The organism is Paenibacillus amylolyticus (assembly GCF_050990605.1).
In the GTDB taxonomy this organism is placed as follows: Bacteria; Bacillota; Bacilli; order Paenibacillales; family Paenibacillaceae; genus Paenibacillus; species Paenibacillus amylolyticus_H.
In genome coordinates this window covers 1,655,506-1,669,879 of record NZ_CP158832.1, presented here as the reverse complement: position 1 = coordinate 1,669,879, position 14,374 = coordinate 1,655,506, and the positions used below count along the sequence as shown (strand labels likewise).

Sequence of the window (14,374 nt, the reverse complement as noted above, 5' to 3'; positions counted from 1 at the left end):
AAGGAACAATAACATCCACATATGCAAACAGGACGAAGCATGGATCTCAAGCTTCGTCCTGTTTGCATATTTAGATAAATGTTTTGATCGTAGCAAAATATTCACGAATCATGTTAACCGGCTTCAAATATCCTGGTGACGGGGCGGATATGCCGTATTCTGCCGCAAAACCGTTCTTGGCAGCGATATACTTGGAGCGGAACATATGATAGTCACTCGTAACAATCATGATCTCCGGGTGCTCCAACCCGGATTCCTGAATAATTTTTTTGGAAAAGGCCAAATTCTCCTGTGTACTTGTGGAGCGATCTTCCATAAGGACTTGCTCAGGGCTAATCCCCTGTTCAACCAGATAGTTTTTCATAGCGAGCGCTTCGGGAATCGATTCCCCTGGTCCCTGTCCACCCGATACAATGACCGGCGTCTGAGGGTGACTGCGAATGTAGTCCAGACTGGCATCTAACCTTTGCTTCAAAGTCAAAGACAACTCCGTTCCACGGATACCTGAACCCAAAATAATGACATAGTCCGCTTCTTCCGGATCATTCGCACCCAGCTGTGTGAATACAAGCGCCTCAATAATGACAAAAGAGACGGCTGCCACGCCAAATCCGGTAAGGATAATCCGTTTCAAAATAACATGCTTCTGATAGTCAATCCGTCTTAATACAACAAAAGCCACCGTGATCATTCCGAAAAACATGACTGGAAATCGTTGGCCCCAGAAGACCAGAAACGCCACAAAACATGCCAACAGGACCAGATCAATGATCAGTCCATATTTTTGTAAGAACTTTTTTATCAAGTCCGTAAACACTCCTTTTGTACCAATTCCGCGTATCTCTATGATTCAAGCTGTTATTATCGTTAATTTGGGCCATTGTTCCTTCCAACACTTCCTATGGACACGCTGATTGTAATAGTCATTATCCATGAAGAACGGACTTTTGCGGACTACGAGTTGATACAGATCGTGCAAAACATCCCAGACATAATTACGAATATAACCTGCACCTATGTAACATTGTGGCAGATGGAGACTCTGAACGAGCTGTAGATCGTGCATTAATTGCTCGTGATCCGTAATTGCTTGAATGAATCTCTCCTCATGCAACATGTCTGCCTCCTGCGGTTCACCTTATAGTTCTCTCGTATTAGCGATAAACCCTTGTTCCAATATATCATGTTACTTATCTGCAATAAAATGAACAACGCTCGAACATTCACTTCACTGCTTCAAATTCTGAATCTATCACCTACAAAAAGCCCGTAACAGCTTGGGTTGTCCAAGTGTTTACGGGCTACATTATACTGAGATGGAGTTAGAAACGGTTAAAATTTATTTAATCGGTATCCAAATTTGTGGTGGCTGGTTCGGCCCAGGGTATACTTCCAGCTCTGGCATGTACGCATGCTCATAAGGATTGGATGGAAACCATTCCGAGATAATCCGTTTCCACAGAAGCTGCATACTTTCCGGCATCGGGCCTTCTACCTCAAATACACTCCATTTGGAAGCAGGCATGGTGAAGCTTGATAATCCTTCCGGTACTTCACCATCGTAATTCGTAGCAATCCAGTATTGCATCTGTTTCTCCTGAATTTCACTCTGATCCACAACGACACCGAGTAAACCTGGAATATCCCCGTTGTTCAGTTCAAACAAACGATCCTCTGTACCGCTCGTCCACGCTTCCTGCCACATCTTCCCGATCCCATGCAGATGTTCCCCATCTACATATGAGAAAGTCTGCTTCACTCCCACTAATGTAAATTCAGGATGTTCAACAATCTTATATTTCATCGGTTCTGCTCCTTTTAGACTCACTTGAATCACCAGACGATTATACGATTGGACAGAGCTACTCTTTTTGCGTGCCTCACTTGGTGCGATACCATGTTGTCTCCGGAATGCTTTGGAGAAAGATTCAGGTGTGTCATAGCCGTATTTAAGCGCCAGATCAATAATTTTGTGATCACTTTGCAGAAGCTCATGTGCCGCCAATGTCAATCGTCTTCGTCTTATGTACTCGCCCACAGTAACATCTGTTAATAAGGCAAAGGTACGCTGAAAATGAAATGGAGAGATATGAGCCTCCGCTGCAATTTGCTCCATCGTCATATTTTCGAGCAAGTGGTCTTCCATATATTGAATAGCGACCTGTAATGCGTTGATCCAGTTCATGTAATAATCACTCCTTGATGTCTAATATAAGGGATAAACAACCCAACAACCTGTCATGCTTTGCTCTCATGTGTCCAGTTAATGGGCAACGACGTAGTTCATATAACGACATCTCACAAAATTTGACAATGTAAACGATTTACTATAGCCTACAAGTATAATGATCGTTCTATCTTATTTTGAAGGGAGAGTGTTATTGCATATGAGCAGCAAAAAAGAAATGCTGTTGAATGTGGCTGAAGAATTATTCTACCTCCACGGCTTCCATTCCATCGGCTTGAAGCGTATTATCTCGGATGCCGGGATCGCCATCATGACGTTATATAACCATTTTGAATCCAAGGATGATCTCATCGTCCAGGTGCTCCTGCGGCGCGAACAGCGGTATTTAGAACAACTCCGGCAATATGCAGACAATAAAGCACAACCCATGTTCCTCAATCTGGCTAAAGGACATGCAACTTGGCTGAAAGAACACGATTCAAGAGGGTGCTTATTTTTACGCGCCAAAGAGGAATTCGGAGGTCATGCAGATCATATCATCGTGCAGACAGTGAATGCGCACAAAAGACATATGAGAACGTTAATTCAAACATTGGCACCTGCTGCAAGTGATCGAGATCTATTGCAATTCTCCCTGCTGCTGGAGGGTTCCACGGCACTTGCTGAGACAGAAAATGTAAATAACGTCTGCCGTGAACTGATACATATGACGCAGAACAGTTTCAAGTAATGCTATTCCGGGTGAGTTAGTAGTTCAACTCACTTTTTTTATTTCTTGAGAAATATAATGATCGTTCTATCTAAAAGGCGGTGGATTTAATGAAAAAAATTATCTTTCCAGGCATTGCACTCATCGCTGTATGTTATGCATTCGGGCGATTCAGTTATGGATTGTTTATGCCGGAAATTTCGGAAGCCTTACAATTGAATGATGCAGCCTCTGGCGCGATTAATTCAGGAACGTATATCGCCTACTGTCTGTCCCTTCTAACTGCACCACTGTTGATTAATCGCAAGGGACATCATTATGTCATTCAATTGGCAGGCATCAGCGCAGTGCTAGGATTAACCGGCATTGCCCTGGCTCAGAATGCATGGGTCCTTACATTTAGTGTATTTTTAGCGGGTTTGAGTACAGGCTGGGCCTCTCCAGCCCTCGGTAACACGGTTAATGCCGAGCTTGCACCCGATCTGCAAGCAAGAGGCAACAGCTGGATTAACACTGGAACCAGCTTCGGAATTATTATATCCGGCCCGCTCTACTGGCTGTTCACGGATTACTGGCGTCTAACTTACATCCTGTTTGCTATCATCGGTGTTGTGGTTCTACTCTGGAACAGACGTGTTATTCCAGCAACAAAGACCCTGCCTTGCACCAAGTCTATCTGGACATGTATGAAACCAACCAGACCAGGGTCTGCTCTGCTCATGGCTTGTCTGTTGACAGGTTTCAGTTCTGCAATCTATTGGACCTTTGCCCGAAATTTCCTCACAGACGAGAAAGGGGCCTCCGATTCGGAAGCCGTGTTGTTCTGGATTGTGATGGGTGTTATGGGGATACTCGGTGGATGCGCTGGTCGCATTATTGAACGTATCGAGATTGGGTGGTCCTACCGAATAGGCATACTTTTAATGGCTATCTCACTGGGGGTAATCCTTCTTCCATCCATGACTGCCAGTCTCATCTCTGCGGTCATATTTGGCAGCACGTATATTTTCCTGACCAGTGTATTTATCGTTTGGGCAACGCGACTATTCAGTCCGAATGTATCCATCGGAATTAGTCTTGCCTTTCTCGCGCTGGGTGCTGGGCAATTCTTTGGCTCATCCATGGCAGGTTACACGATTGAAGTGTTCTCCAATACAACGGCATTTATGGCCTTTGCTGTACTCGGCCTGTTCGGATTGTTAATTCGAGTGAAATAAATGACAGAACAACCTTCTGATCGTTGTTATTCTACGCGACGAACACTTCCGGTTACCCCATGTTGCAGCTGCACATCTGTAAAAGTAACCGTCGTCCCTTGTCCAATTGGGGATTGGGCCACAATGCCAACTTTGATCTCTTCCGGGCAGTCCAGACCGAAATAACGAACCAGCTTCCACTTCTCTCCATCCTGAGAATAATGGAATGCAAAACTATTGCCTGCCCGGGCTACACGTAAATAAGGCTTGTTAACGTCTACTGGAGCTGATACAGAATCATCCGAGTTACCTCGAGTAACAACACTGAGAATAGACGGCTGTTCTTCAAAATACTCAAAGCAGACTTTAGCCCAATTCGTATCGTCCACCATTACCATCAGGCAGCCCGAATCATACTGTTCTTTCATGTCCACCTGTACTTGAGTGACAATGCTGAAATCTCCCTTGACTATCGTATGTAAAAATGGAGCTGAGGCTTTTACCGGCTCACCTCCCGGATCAATGAAAAAGTCACTGATTGGCGAAACGGTTATCGTTACTTTGCCGTCTTCAATGGACCAATCTGTTGGCTCGTTCAGCCATCCCAGATTGGCAGATAATGTCTGACCTGAACAATGTTCGAATAGATTCGTCATGTGGCACACCCTTTGTGTTGGAGTTTAAGTTCTCTAATTTCTTTATTTGTATTCGGTATGTGTCATGGTTAATCCTGTATGTTTTTCATCAGGTTCCCATCACCGATATTGTACACCGAAGTCAACGGTTGGATAATATGTTCGTCCCAGACTTGTACCTCTATATATCGTTCCGGACCCTGATCGCCCTGCCGGTTCCATTCCTGCGGCCAACCATAGGTTTGAATCACTTCTATGATTTCATCTTTGGTATAGATCTGTTTACGGTAAGGTTTAGCATCATCAAACCTCATTGTTGGAAATAAGTCCCCGTAGGTAAAGCTCACAACTTCGGCTGTAAGATCTCCCCACGGAATGATCACATGACCGGGTTCTGAATACCAGGACGACAGCCATTCGCATGCACCGAGCGTCAAATAATGGGGATATGATTGTACCGGCTTCCCACCTTTGGCAACAAACTGCTCATATGCTCTTTGCTCAAGTGTTCTGCGGATGGTCATATAATCCGCTGATCGCTGACTGGCAAAATTCCGACCTTGATCACGGATTTGTTGAGTAACCGTCTCGGCTTCCTCAATAGACAGGCTGGAGAGATTTCGGAAAGGACCAAGACTTTGTTCAAAATAATGATACGCATTCCAGTCGTTCAACCATTCTCCTCCTTTGAACAGGATCGATTTGGACTTATAAAATCAGTTGTTAGAAATCGTCAATCTCTATTATTAATAAGGTAATTTTATCCAAAATATGATAAACTGGACATACGAGATTACTTCAATGATATGAATTACAACAGGAGGAGATCAACTATGTTTGGTGTTAACGTGAAAAAAATGGAAGATCAACTGATTATCCGCTGGCAGTTTTCCAAAATTGAAATTCCCATCGCACATATCACATCGGTCACCCTGGATGATACGTACGGTGGCAGCGAACCATCTGCTATTCGGATCGGTCCAGTCAATGGTACAAGCGAGAGGATTCTGATTCGCACGGTTAATCAATCGTACATTTTATTCACTTCCAGCGTGACTTTATATCCCAATATACAATCCATGTTAAATCCGTCAAATTAGATTATTATTCGTGCCTTATTCGCATGTTTCTTGGAAGAAGGGTTCCATTTACATATGTGGCTACCATCAAACGAAGCGTTAGTATTCGCATGAATTCTTACAGCGAATACTAACGCTTCTCTTATTCCAATTCAACAGTCTAATTAACCCACTACACCAGAACGTTCAATACTCTCCACGAAATACCGTTGCACAAACAGATACAAAATAATCAGCGGTGCAATCGCGAGCAAAATACCTGTATCCACAATCATGGCCACATAGTTCGGATCGGCTTTGATGCCCGAGTTCGAACCAAAGCCCATCAGTTGCGGAATCAACTGGTTCGCCTGAGCCGGTAAAGAAGCCACCTTCAGGGAGATCAGTGGACTCTCACTCATGAATAGCGCGGAATAGAACGTATCGTTGTACTGCCACACAAACGAAAACAGAATAACCGTAATCAACGGCGAGATTGCATTGGGCAACATGATTCGAGCAAACGTTTTGAATCCACCAGCGCCGTCAATCAGGGCAGCCTCCTCGATTTCCTTCGGCATCCCCTTGAAGAACTGTCGGAAAATATAGATGAACAGCCCCGCCTTCAGCCCTCCCGCTGTAGCCGCCGTAATCATGGAAGGCCAGTACGTATTCAGCAGATTGATGCCATTCTTCCCCGTGAACAACTGGATGATGCCCATAAAGTCAAAGCTGCGGAAATGCAGATACATCGGCACCATGAGCGTACTTGTCGGCACCAGAATCGTGAGAATCACCAGGATAAAGAGTACATTGCTACCCGGAAACGAAAATCGGGCGAAGCCGTATCCGGCAAGTGCACAGGATATCGCTGTCAGAAGCGTTGTGATGGTAACGAACAATAACGTGTTAGCCAGCAGAGGCAGGTAATCCATCACTTGCGCCGCTAGCCGAATATTATCCAGTGTAAAATGCTGAGGAATCATATAGATCGTTGGATTGTAGATATCCTGCTTATCCTTAAACGCGACTGATACTTTGAGAAATAACGGGTATAAAATAATAAATGAAATACCAATGACCAAAGCATATCTGAAAATGGAGTAGAGAAGGTCCGATGTTTTGTTTCGCACCCGATGCATGTGGTAATTCTGTTTCGGAACCACCACCATGCGATCTGTCCCTGATGCAGCCATAATCTGAAGCCTCCTTAATCTTAACCGTCAGTTGTAATGAACCCGCCGTGACAACACCCAGCCCACTACGATCAGTACAAGGCCAATCACCAGCGTGTACAGCCAGGACATCGCCGAGCTTAAACCAAAATTCTGGGTTTTGAATGCGGTCTGATAGATCGCTTGTGTGACCGGACTTCCGGCAAATGAATCAATGATCGTATAGATGACATTTGTCAGAATCAACGGACTGACCATGGGAAATGTAATTTTCCAGAACGATTCATAGGCTGTTGCCCCTTCGATCTTTGCAACCTCATACATCGATCCAGGTACCGATTGCAGCGCGGCGAGGAAGATCAGAATCTGAACACCTGAGCTGCTAATAATCTCATAGATCCGCATGATGGCTTCAACGATGTAATCCACATAGGCCATCGGCAATCCCACATCCGCCAGCATCCGCACAATGGATACCACGTTGAACGAAGCACCGCCATCAGCTGAAGCATCGACCGCACTCGCATCTCCCATCAGATTGATTAATCCCGCAGATTCGGCTGCTGCGACTGCACTGGAAGCCAGAATAACCGGCAGGAAAAAGATCGCACGTGCCATCGTTCTGCCTCTGAACTTCTGGTTGAGCAGTGTCGCCGTGAACAGACTGAAAAACAGAATCATCGGCACGTTCAGCAGCATAGCTCCAACCGAATCGACCAGAATCCGGTTAAACGTCGCGTCAACCAGAAGCGCATCCTTGAAATTTTTGAATCCAACGAAGTCCAGAACGTATCCGCCGGGAGCAACGGACAGATTACTCAGACTGAACCGAATCGATTGCAGAAGCGGTGTGGCAAAGAGGAAGATGAAACCGAGCAGCCACGGGGATATAAATGCAAGTCCAAGCAGTGCTCTCCGTGACTTCAGCGATAATCGAATGGTTCTCATCGGTTCACTCCTCTCACCACATAGTCCGTCCCGCCAACCATTGTTCCATCCACGGTTACTGCGTCCGCGTTGTAATTCACAAGGATGGATGTACCGCCAGTATAGGTGATCTGGACCACGCCATCCTGAATGCGTTCATGCTTGAGAATCTGCTCATTCACCAGATTTCCCAGCACTTCATTGGCCTGTTTATACAAGGCAACGGCGTCATCCACCCAATATGCATACTCCGTTGCGTAAGCCGAATCATAATTCGTCAGTTTCAGCCTGGATGATGGTTCATAGGTCCATTTAAAATACGGAGCGGCCCCAAGCTCCAGACTGCGCAGCAATTGTTTGCGGAGATCCTGATCCCCCGACGTATTCATCGGAGATGCTGCGTAGTTCATGTATCCATGAATGACCATCGCATAAAAAGGAACATCTTCATCGGTAATATTGAACCGACTCGACCCTGCGGGTACATTCACAACATGTTGTGCACTACCCCAAGCGTAGCTATTTGCGGCGGATATCATCAAGTTCGGATAGGACTGTGCCAATGTTCCCAGTTGCTCCTTCACAATGTGCTTCGCCGTCTCCCGATGAATCACCCGACTATCCCGGTAATCGGAAGTCAGGACCTGCCCGAGATCACGAAGGGATAATCCGCCGATGTCCAGTTGATTGAATTTGCCAGAAAACTCACTCACCACATAAGGAAGCTTGGCCGCGGAGAGCAAATAGTAGCTGTCCCTGCTCTGATCCATGCGATTAAGTGCAGGATTGTATGGATATAGTTCTGCTGTCTCCTTTGTGACAAACCGCGCCGCATCCGAGGAAGGAACAAAACGCATATCATCGTGATAAATGTGCTGGAAAGCCACATCCGGGAACAGAGCTCCACCCGACTGCTCCAGCTTGGCGGACAACGCCTGAAGTTCGGAACGACTGCCTACTTCGCTGTCCAACTTCACCTGGGTTGGCGTATGATGGCTGATGCCACCGCCGAACCATCCCTGATACCGCATTTGTACGCGGTTCACACCATCCTGCTGCAACTTTGCCGCCATTTCGGCAACTTGTTCGTACGTCGTCATTGCTAAAGTGGTCCGATAGGGCACGCTCAGGAACGAAGCCTTTTTGTCCACTGCACCAAGTACATCCACATAGAACGGCAACTCCGTCTGATCTGCGAGCGGCTCCAGTACATCCTGCTCTATCAACTGCTGCTGATACAGGCGGGCCATGCCCGAGTAACTGGCATCTTCTCCATGAAGGAAATGATAACGGACCTGAATATCTCCACGGTAACGCTCTTCGCTAAGCAGCTGAATCTCCTGCATTTTCTGCGAGGTGTACATCTCCAGCTCATCCTCTCCCCGCAGGTAGAAGGTCGCATGCACGTGGTTGTAACTGTTCTGCCTACCTCCAATATCTGCAGAGATACTAGCCATACCATCCCCTTTTTCAATGACTGCAAACCACGCATTCTCCCCGTTCTTCAGACCAAACACAGGCATATACGCGGATTCACTAACCTGAGGACGACTGAGCGAATTATCATTTGGATCTGCGCCGTACACGCGCTGTACATACTGCTCTTCCTGGGTTTTCCCATTGTTCAGGTGAATCAGGCTGCCGGAACCGTCAGGCACGAACATGTAACCCTCGCCTTTCGTATCCGCAGCACCAAAATAAGCGAGCAAATCAATATTGCGAATACGGTACTGCCCACTTTCTTCTATTTGGCTCAGAGGCACGGTCACAACAAGCGCTCCCTGCTCCAGTCGGTATTCTACAGAAATCACAAAGCTTGGCTTATCCGATACACCTCCGCCTTCAACCCCGTTCTCCTGATTGTCAAAAGCCAGATCATCCGCCGTATAACCTGCCGTCTCAAAAGCACCCAGCATCTTGTTCAGCACAAGCTGCTTTGAAATCTGTCCATCCAGCCGTTCCAGAATATCCGGATTGTTCTTGGTTGGATAATAACGGGCAGATGTGTATCTTGCGACAGTAGCGTCCAGTTTGGAAAGCACTTTCTCCTCCAGTCGCTGTTTGCTAATCAACTTCGGCAGTGCATCAATACCAAGCGACGTATCACCAAGCGTATAGTTCACCCGAATCCCCTGATCGATCTGCCCCACTGTGAATTGCTTGTTGCTGATACTGGAACTGAAATTCGGGAAATTCTCCAGTGTGCCCATCGCATCCCGGAAAGACACGTTCAACTGGGAGGACAGCACTTCTTTTTCATATGCGGAAGCAAGACTGTCCTCAGCCCGTTCTTTCGGATTGCTGTACCAGATCTCTCCACTTTTCCCGTCCCGTACGGCAATTTCCGTTGTCTCCTCGTTATAGTACAGGGCCAATCCCTGATCCTTGGCGACCAGCTGCATACCAGGTACACCCTGCGAAGAGTCGCTAAGGAACTGCAACGGGTCCTCCGTGACGGGCATGGCCTGGGTTGTTGTTTCCAAATAAGCCCCGGCTTCTACGGCAGGAATCCCCCTGTTGTTTATATACAACAGCCCGACTGCAATCATGATCACAGCTATTGCACCAGCCAGCACCGTATATAATCGTTGCCTTTTGTTCACGGATGCCGCCTCCTTTAGGTCCTAAAAATCAACTCGCGGTAAATGTTATAACCGAATTCGTACAGCTGTTGCAGCATGCTGAAGACGAGGGCACCAAGGAATACGATAATGCCCATCACAATGAGCGTCAGCACCATCGTAATGATTGTTTTAATCACGGTGTACTGGTGCACCGTCATCATGCCAATGAACAGAAGCAGTACAAACCAGAAAAACGCGATGCTATTGAACAGATAATAAAAAGCAGTCTCCTCCTGTACCATGAACCGGCTGATCACGATCATTGGGGCATAGATCAGAATAACCGGAATGAGCGAGTAACCTGTCGCCAGCAGGATCTCTCTGAACTTGCCTTCCCCTTCCATCAAGGTCGTTACCGCCCAATTGGCCGTGCACCATAGAAAGAACGGGATAGCAACTGTGGCGATCTCGATGATGCTGTTAATCGTGCGAGGATCGATGTAATTGACGAGAAATCCTGCGTACTGCTTTTGCAAAATCATCATGACAATGGTAAGCGCGAGTGCTGCAAAAGCAACAAACAGCCGTCCCCGGTTATCCGACTTGAGGTCCCAGAATGCATCAATGGGGTGAAAAATGAGATGCAGCGGAAACTTAATGAAATCCTGCTTCACGATCAGCCTGCCTCCTCCGTCTCCATTTAGCTGCCACCCGGGTCAGGATCAAAATGACGATCAGCGCGATAACAGCCGTCAGGAATGTACCAAAGTGTTCCTTCATCATCTCGCGCCGATGTCTCTTGAACGCGACAGAATAACTCTTGCGATCCATCCCAAGTTCGAAGTAACCCAGCGCTTCTTCATTTTTCTTCTCCATTAATAAGGACTTGCCGATACCGATATAGGCGATGTCATAGTTGGCATTCAGCTCCAGCACTTCTCTCCATATATTTACGGCCTCCGTATCCTCGCCCCGATAGTGGAGTGCCACCGCTTCATTGACACGGGCACCAAAACGGGTTGGCTCATAGACGACAAGGTTGTTCTTGCCCCGATCCAGAACCAAGTGATGCTCACCCGATTGTTCAATCGCAACTGGCGTTTTGAGCGTGCCCACCTGATTTCCTTTGCCACCGTATATGTAGAGCAGATGACCTTCATCGTCGTACGTGAACACCCGGTTCTGTGTCGCATCCAGTACACTGTACATGCCGTTACCCAGCACTTTCACATCGATGAGCTTGGATGGACCGGGATTGTTGCGAAACCGGATATCGCCTTTGACATCGTAATAACCAAACCGTTTCAGTACATCTTCGCCAGATGGATTCAGCCGTTTGATCGGTTCATTTGAGCCGGGATCAATATTCGTCGCATACACAAATCCTTTGGGGTCGATATCCGCATTGGAGAACTCCGTTGGAACAAACAGGACCATCTGTGCGCGCTGGGCTTTGGTCGATAACATACGCCAGATATATTCGCCGTAGTCCCGCTCCACTTTGTTGGTACCGACGTATCCGATAAATTTGCCACTCTCGTCAAACTGCATAATCCCCTCGTAGACCCCCTGTGCCACAACGTACACCCGGCCCACATGGTCCACCGTCAGTTTCAAAGGCTGGAACTGGAATTGGGTCGATAGGATATCCGACTCGGGCTTCGTGATGGTTTGTATAAGCGTCCCCTCTCCATCCAGGACAACCACACGACCGTTGCCTGTATCGGCGACGTATATGCGTTCTTGTTCATCTACAAACAATCCACCTGGAAGGTTAAAGGTCTCCTTGCTACCATCCATCATGAATCCATCGATTACGCGCAGCAGCTTAAAGTCTGGGTCCAATACGACAATTCGGCTGTTGCCGCTGTCCAAAATGTAGATCAACCCGGAGGGAGAAACGTTCACATCACCAGGGTCTTTGAACTCACTAATGCCGAGATCACGGCCTGATATCGTACGCTCGGGCAGATAGGCATCCGGTGAAGGTACAGCCTCTTTCCAGTAGTTGTAGTTATAACTCTCATACGGCGCCGGGGAGGCCGCCGCAGGCACGGCATTCACCAGCAGCAGAGATACTGCCGCCAGGAGAACAAGCCATCTTTTCACTGTGCGTGCCATATCGTTCCCCCTTAATCCTTCATGCCCGAACTCGCCATCGTCTCAATGATTCGGCTCTGAGAGAAAATAAATAGCGTAATCGGCACACTCATCAAAATCAGTGCTACCGCAGCACCCGCTCCTGCCCGGGATATTCCACCCTGGATAATCTGACCTGCTGCATAATGCAGGGTCTTGAGCTGCTCACTGTAGATATATCCATTGCCATCACTGCCCCATAACATCTGAAACAGCAGAATGATCAATGTAAGCCAGGCTGGCTTCACATTGGGCATGACAATGGACCAGAAAATTCGGTATTCACTGGCACCGTCAATCTTGGCTGCTTCCAGCAGTGCATCCGGGATCTGCTCCATGAACTGTTTCATCAGATACAACCCGAGTGAATAGGCAAATGCCGGGATAATAACAGCCCAGTACGTATCAATCCATCCGAGCCATGACATGATCATATAGTTCGGAATTGCCGTAACTGCTGGTGTGAACATCAGTGATAGTACGACCACTTGGAACATGAATACTTTGCCCGGAAACTTGTGCTTGGCGAGCGGGTAGGCCGCTGCGGAAGCTAGCAGCACATGGCCTACGATACCGATGCCTGTTATAAACACCGTGTTGAATATATAACGTGAGAACGGCACCCACGAGTCGCTTAGCAGATTCAGCAGATCCGTAAAGTTGCTGAACGTGGGATTTTTGACAAATAGCGTTGGTGGAAAGGTGAAAATCTCATCCAATGGTTTGAATGCATTGTTGATTGCATAGATCAGCGGCAGCACCATGAAGGCACCAAATACGAGCAGAAGGACAAACAGGGAGAGGCTTCCCGATAACGAGCGATTCACCCGCTTTTTGCCTGTCGCAATTGCAGCCATAGCTATTCTCCCACCCTTCGAAGCAGTTTCTGTACCAGCAAGTTGGTGCCCACCATAATCATGAACAGCACGGTGGCAATCGCCGATGCGTATCCCATCTCAAACCGCGTTGTACCAAAGTCGATCAAGTGGGTGACCACCGTCTCTGCCGCATAGTTCACGCTTGGAAATCCGGCCAGTGCGATCGATACATCGGCCACGGCAAACGAGGTGGTGAGCTGAATAACTGCACCGAACATGAGCTGCGGACGCATCGAAGGCAAGGTAATGTACCATAGCTCCTGCCAGCGATTTTTGATCCCGTCCACCGCTCCCGCTTCGTACAGCGTCCGATCTACAGTCTGTAAACCGGCGATAAACGCCAGAAATCCGGTTCCGAGACTCAGCCACAACTGCACGAGAATGAGGATGGGCATAATGTAGGCTTCCGTCTTCAGCCACTGGATCGGTTCCAGCAGAAAACCCCATTTGATCAACAGCCCATTGGCAATACCATAACGATCTCCCGAGAAAATCATGAGCCAGATAAAATACACATTGCCCGAGATGGAAGGCGCGTAGAAGATCAACGTCATGAACGCTCTCCATTTCGGTGTTAACTCATTAATGATCCACGCGAAGACGAAACAGGCAATATAACTGATCGGTCCGGTAATAATGGCGAACAGCAGCGTATTCTTGATCGCAATCAGGAATACATCATCCTCCAGAAACAGGCGGGTGTAGTTCTGCCAGCCAATAAACCGCGGGAATTCCAGCATGTTAAAGTAGGTAAAGCTGAGTATGATCGAGATGACAACCGGAATCACGGTAAACATGACGAACAGCAGCATGTAAGGTGCAAGCAGGACATAGGAATGTTTGCTGGCCTTCATTTCCTGGATCTTCCAGCTCCACCACGATTTCAAGCCCATCCTTGACGCTTT

General features: G+C 47.4%; 15 protein-coding genes. 3 read left to right on the top strand and 12 right to left on the bottom strand.

From position 1 onward, the window contains the following. Nucleotides 1–70 precede the first annotated feature (70 nt). The 3 genes from ABTV53_RS07685 to ABTV53_RS07675 all read right to left on the bottom strand — a co-directional run bounded on the left by ABTV53_RS07685 (nt 71) and on the right by ABTV53_RS07675 (nt 2,185). The gene (locus ABTV53_RS07685; protein ID WP_433752079.1) at nt 71–805 is read right to left on the bottom strand and encodes a YdcF family protein; all 735 of its coding nucleotides are present in this window, start codon (nt 803–805) and stop codon (nt 71–73) included. A 45-nt stretch (nt 806–850) separates the two neighbouring features. Further along, nucleotides 851–1,117 carry a nucleotidyltransferase family protein gene (locus ABTV53_RS07680; protein ID WP_433752077.1) on the bottom strand — a complete coding sequence of 89 codons (267 nt, stop codon included), beginning with the start codon at nt 1,115–1,117 and terminating at the stop codon, nt 851–853. Nucleotides 1,118–1,339: 222 nt separating this feature from the next. Then, nucleotides 1,340–2,185 carry an AraC family transcriptional regulator gene (locus ABTV53_RS07675; protein WP_433752075.1) on the bottom strand — a complete coding sequence of 282 codons (846 nt, stop codon included), beginning with the start codon at nt 2,183–2,185 and terminating at the stop codon, nt 1,340–1,342. A 202-nt stretch (nt 2,186–2,387) separates the two neighbouring features. Here ABTV53_RS07675 and ABTV53_RS07670 point away from each other — a divergent pair, with 202 nt between their 5' ends. Together ABTV53_RS07670 and ABTV53_RS07665 are read left to right on the top strand one after the other, a co-directional pair. Then, nucleotides 2,388–2,918, top strand: a complete 531-nt coding sequence (locus ABTV53_RS07670; RefSeq protein WP_433752074.1) for a TetR/AcrR family transcriptional regulator — start codon at nt 2,388–2,390, stop codon at nt 2,916–2,918. Between the two features lie 89 nt (nt 2,919–3,007). After that, entirely contained in the window at nt 3,008–4,114 is a 1,107-nt protein-coding gene (locus ABTV53_RS07665; protein WP_433752072.1) for an MFS transporter, read from the top strand. 26 nt (nt 4,115–4,140) lie between these two features. Here ABTV53_RS07665 and ABTV53_RS07660 read toward each other — a convergent pair whose 3' ends face one another. Further along, nucleotides 4,141–4,749: a DUF1349 domain-containing protein gene (locus ABTV53_RS07660; RefSeq protein ID WP_433752070.1), complete on the bottom strand. Its 609-nt coding sequence runs from the start codon at nt 4,747–4,749 to the stop codon at nt 4,141–4,143. A 68-nt stretch (nt 4,750–4,817) separates the two neighbouring features. After that, nucleotides 4,818–5,402 carry a hypothetical protein gene (locus ABTV53_RS07655; RefSeq protein WP_433752068.1) on the bottom strand — a complete coding sequence of 195 codons (585 nt, stop codon included), beginning with the start codon at nt 5,400–5,402 and terminating at the stop codon, nt 4,818–4,820. Nucleotides 5,403–5,561: 159 nt separating this feature from the next. Between ABTV53_RS07655 and ABTV53_RS07650 the strand changes: the two genes are divergently transcribed. After that, a complete protein-coding gene (locus ABTV53_RS07650; RefSeq protein ID WP_433752066.1) occupies nt 5,562–5,828 on the top strand; it encodes a hypothetical protein in 267 nt (88 codons plus the stop codon). Nucleotides 5,829–5,971: 143 nt separating this feature from the next. On the opposite strand, the gene ABTV53_RS07645 is transcribed toward ABTV53_RS07650, so the two are convergent. From ABTV53_RS07645 to ABTV53_RS07615, 7 genes are read right to left on the bottom strand one after another with little or no spacing between them, the layout of a single operon-like run. After that, on the bottom strand, nt 5,972–6,982 hold the full coding sequence (locus ABTV53_RS07645; RefSeq protein ID WP_433752065.1) for a carbohydrate ABC transporter permease: 1,011 nt from the start codon (nt 6,980–6,982) through the stop codon (nt 5,972–5,974). Nucleotides 6,983–7,009: 27 nt separating this feature from the next. Then, entirely contained in the window at nt 7,010–7,909 is a 900-nt protein-coding gene (locus ABTV53_RS07640) for a carbohydrate ABC transporter permease (RefSeq protein ID WP_347388003.1), read from the bottom strand. Next, nucleotides 7,906–10,491: a DUF5696 domain-containing protein gene (locus ABTV53_RS07635; protein ID WP_433752063.1), complete on the bottom strand. Its 2,586-nt coding sequence runs from the start codon at nt 10,489–10,491 to the stop codon at nt 7,906–7,908. Before ABTV53_RS07635 ends, ABTV53_RS07640 begins: the two co-directional genes overlap by 4 nt. A gap of 14 nt (nt 10,492–10,505) precedes the next feature. Continuing rightward, nucleotides 10,506–11,126: a YIP1 family protein gene (locus ABTV53_RS07630; protein WP_433752062.1), complete on the bottom strand. Its 621-nt coding sequence runs from the start codon at nt 11,124–11,126 to the stop codon at nt 10,506–10,508. Continuing rightward, nucleotides 11,107–12,573: a gluconolactonase gene (locus tag ABTV53_RS07625; protein WP_433752060.1), complete on the bottom strand. Its 1,467-nt coding sequence runs from the start codon at nt 12,571–12,573 to the stop codon at nt 11,107–11,109. The genes ABTV53_RS07630 and ABTV53_RS07625 overlap by 20 nt, the downstream gene beginning before the upstream one ends. An 11-nt stretch (nt 12,574–12,584) precedes the next feature. Next, the gene (locus ABTV53_RS07620; protein WP_433752058.1) at nt 12,585–13,448 is read right to left on the bottom strand and encodes a carbohydrate ABC transporter permease; all 864 of its coding nucleotides are present in this window, start codon (nt 13,446–13,448) and stop codon (nt 12,585–12,587) included. Between the two features lie 2 nt (nt 13,449–13,450). Continuing rightward, entirely contained in the window at nt 13,451–14,362 is a 912-nt protein-coding gene (locus ABTV53_RS07615; protein WP_433754113.1) for a carbohydrate ABC transporter permease, read from the bottom strand. Nucleotides 14,363–14,374: the final 12 nt, after the last annotated feature.

Bases quoted from the DNA above. Each gene is read 5' to 3' on its own strand.
- ABTV53_RS07670 (WP_433752074.1), top strand. From the start codon at position 2,388: ATGAGCAGCAAAAAAGAAATGCTGTTGAATGTGGCTGAAGAATTATTC.
- ABTV53_RS07660 (WP_433752070.1), bottom strand. From the start codon at position 4,749: ATGACGAATCTATTCGAACATTGTTCAGGTCAGACATTATCTGCCAAT.
- ABTV53_RS07650 (WP_433752066.1), top strand. From the start codon at position 5,562: ATGTTTGGTGTTAACGTGAAAAAAATGGAAGATCAACTGATTATCCGC.
- ABTV53_RS07640 (WP_347388003.1), bottom strand. From the start codon at position 7,909: ATGAGAACCATTCGATTATCGCTGAAGTCACGGAGAGCACTGCTTGGA.
- ABTV53_RS07665 (WP_433752072.1), top strand. From the start codon at position 3,008: ATGAAAAAAATTATCTTTCCAGGCATTGCACTCATCGCTGTATGTTAT.
- ABTV53_RS07675 (WP_433752075.1), bottom strand. From the start codon at position 2,185: ATGAACTGGATCAACGCATTACAGGTCGCTATTCAATATATGGAAGAC.
- ABTV53_RS07680 (WP_433752077.1), bottom strand. From the start codon at position 1,117: ATGTTGCATGAGGAGAGATTCATTCAAGCAATTACGGATCACGAGCAA.
- ABTV53_RS07615 (WP_433754113.1), bottom strand. From the start codon at position 14,362: ATGGGCTTGAAATCGTGGTGGAGCTGGAAGATCCAGGAAATGAAGGCC.
- ABTV53_RS07625 (WP_433752060.1), bottom strand. From the start codon at position 12,573: ATGGCACGCACAGTGAAAAGATGGCTTGTTCTCCTGGCGGCAGTATCT.
- ABTV53_RS07645 (WP_433752065.1), bottom strand. From the start codon at position 6,982: ATGGCTGCATCAGGGACAGATCGCATGGTGGTGGTTCCGAAACAGAAT.
- ABTV53_RS07620 (WP_433752058.1), bottom strand. From the start codon at position 13,448: ATGGCTGCAATTGCGACAGGCAAAAAGCGGGTGAATCGCTCGTTATCG.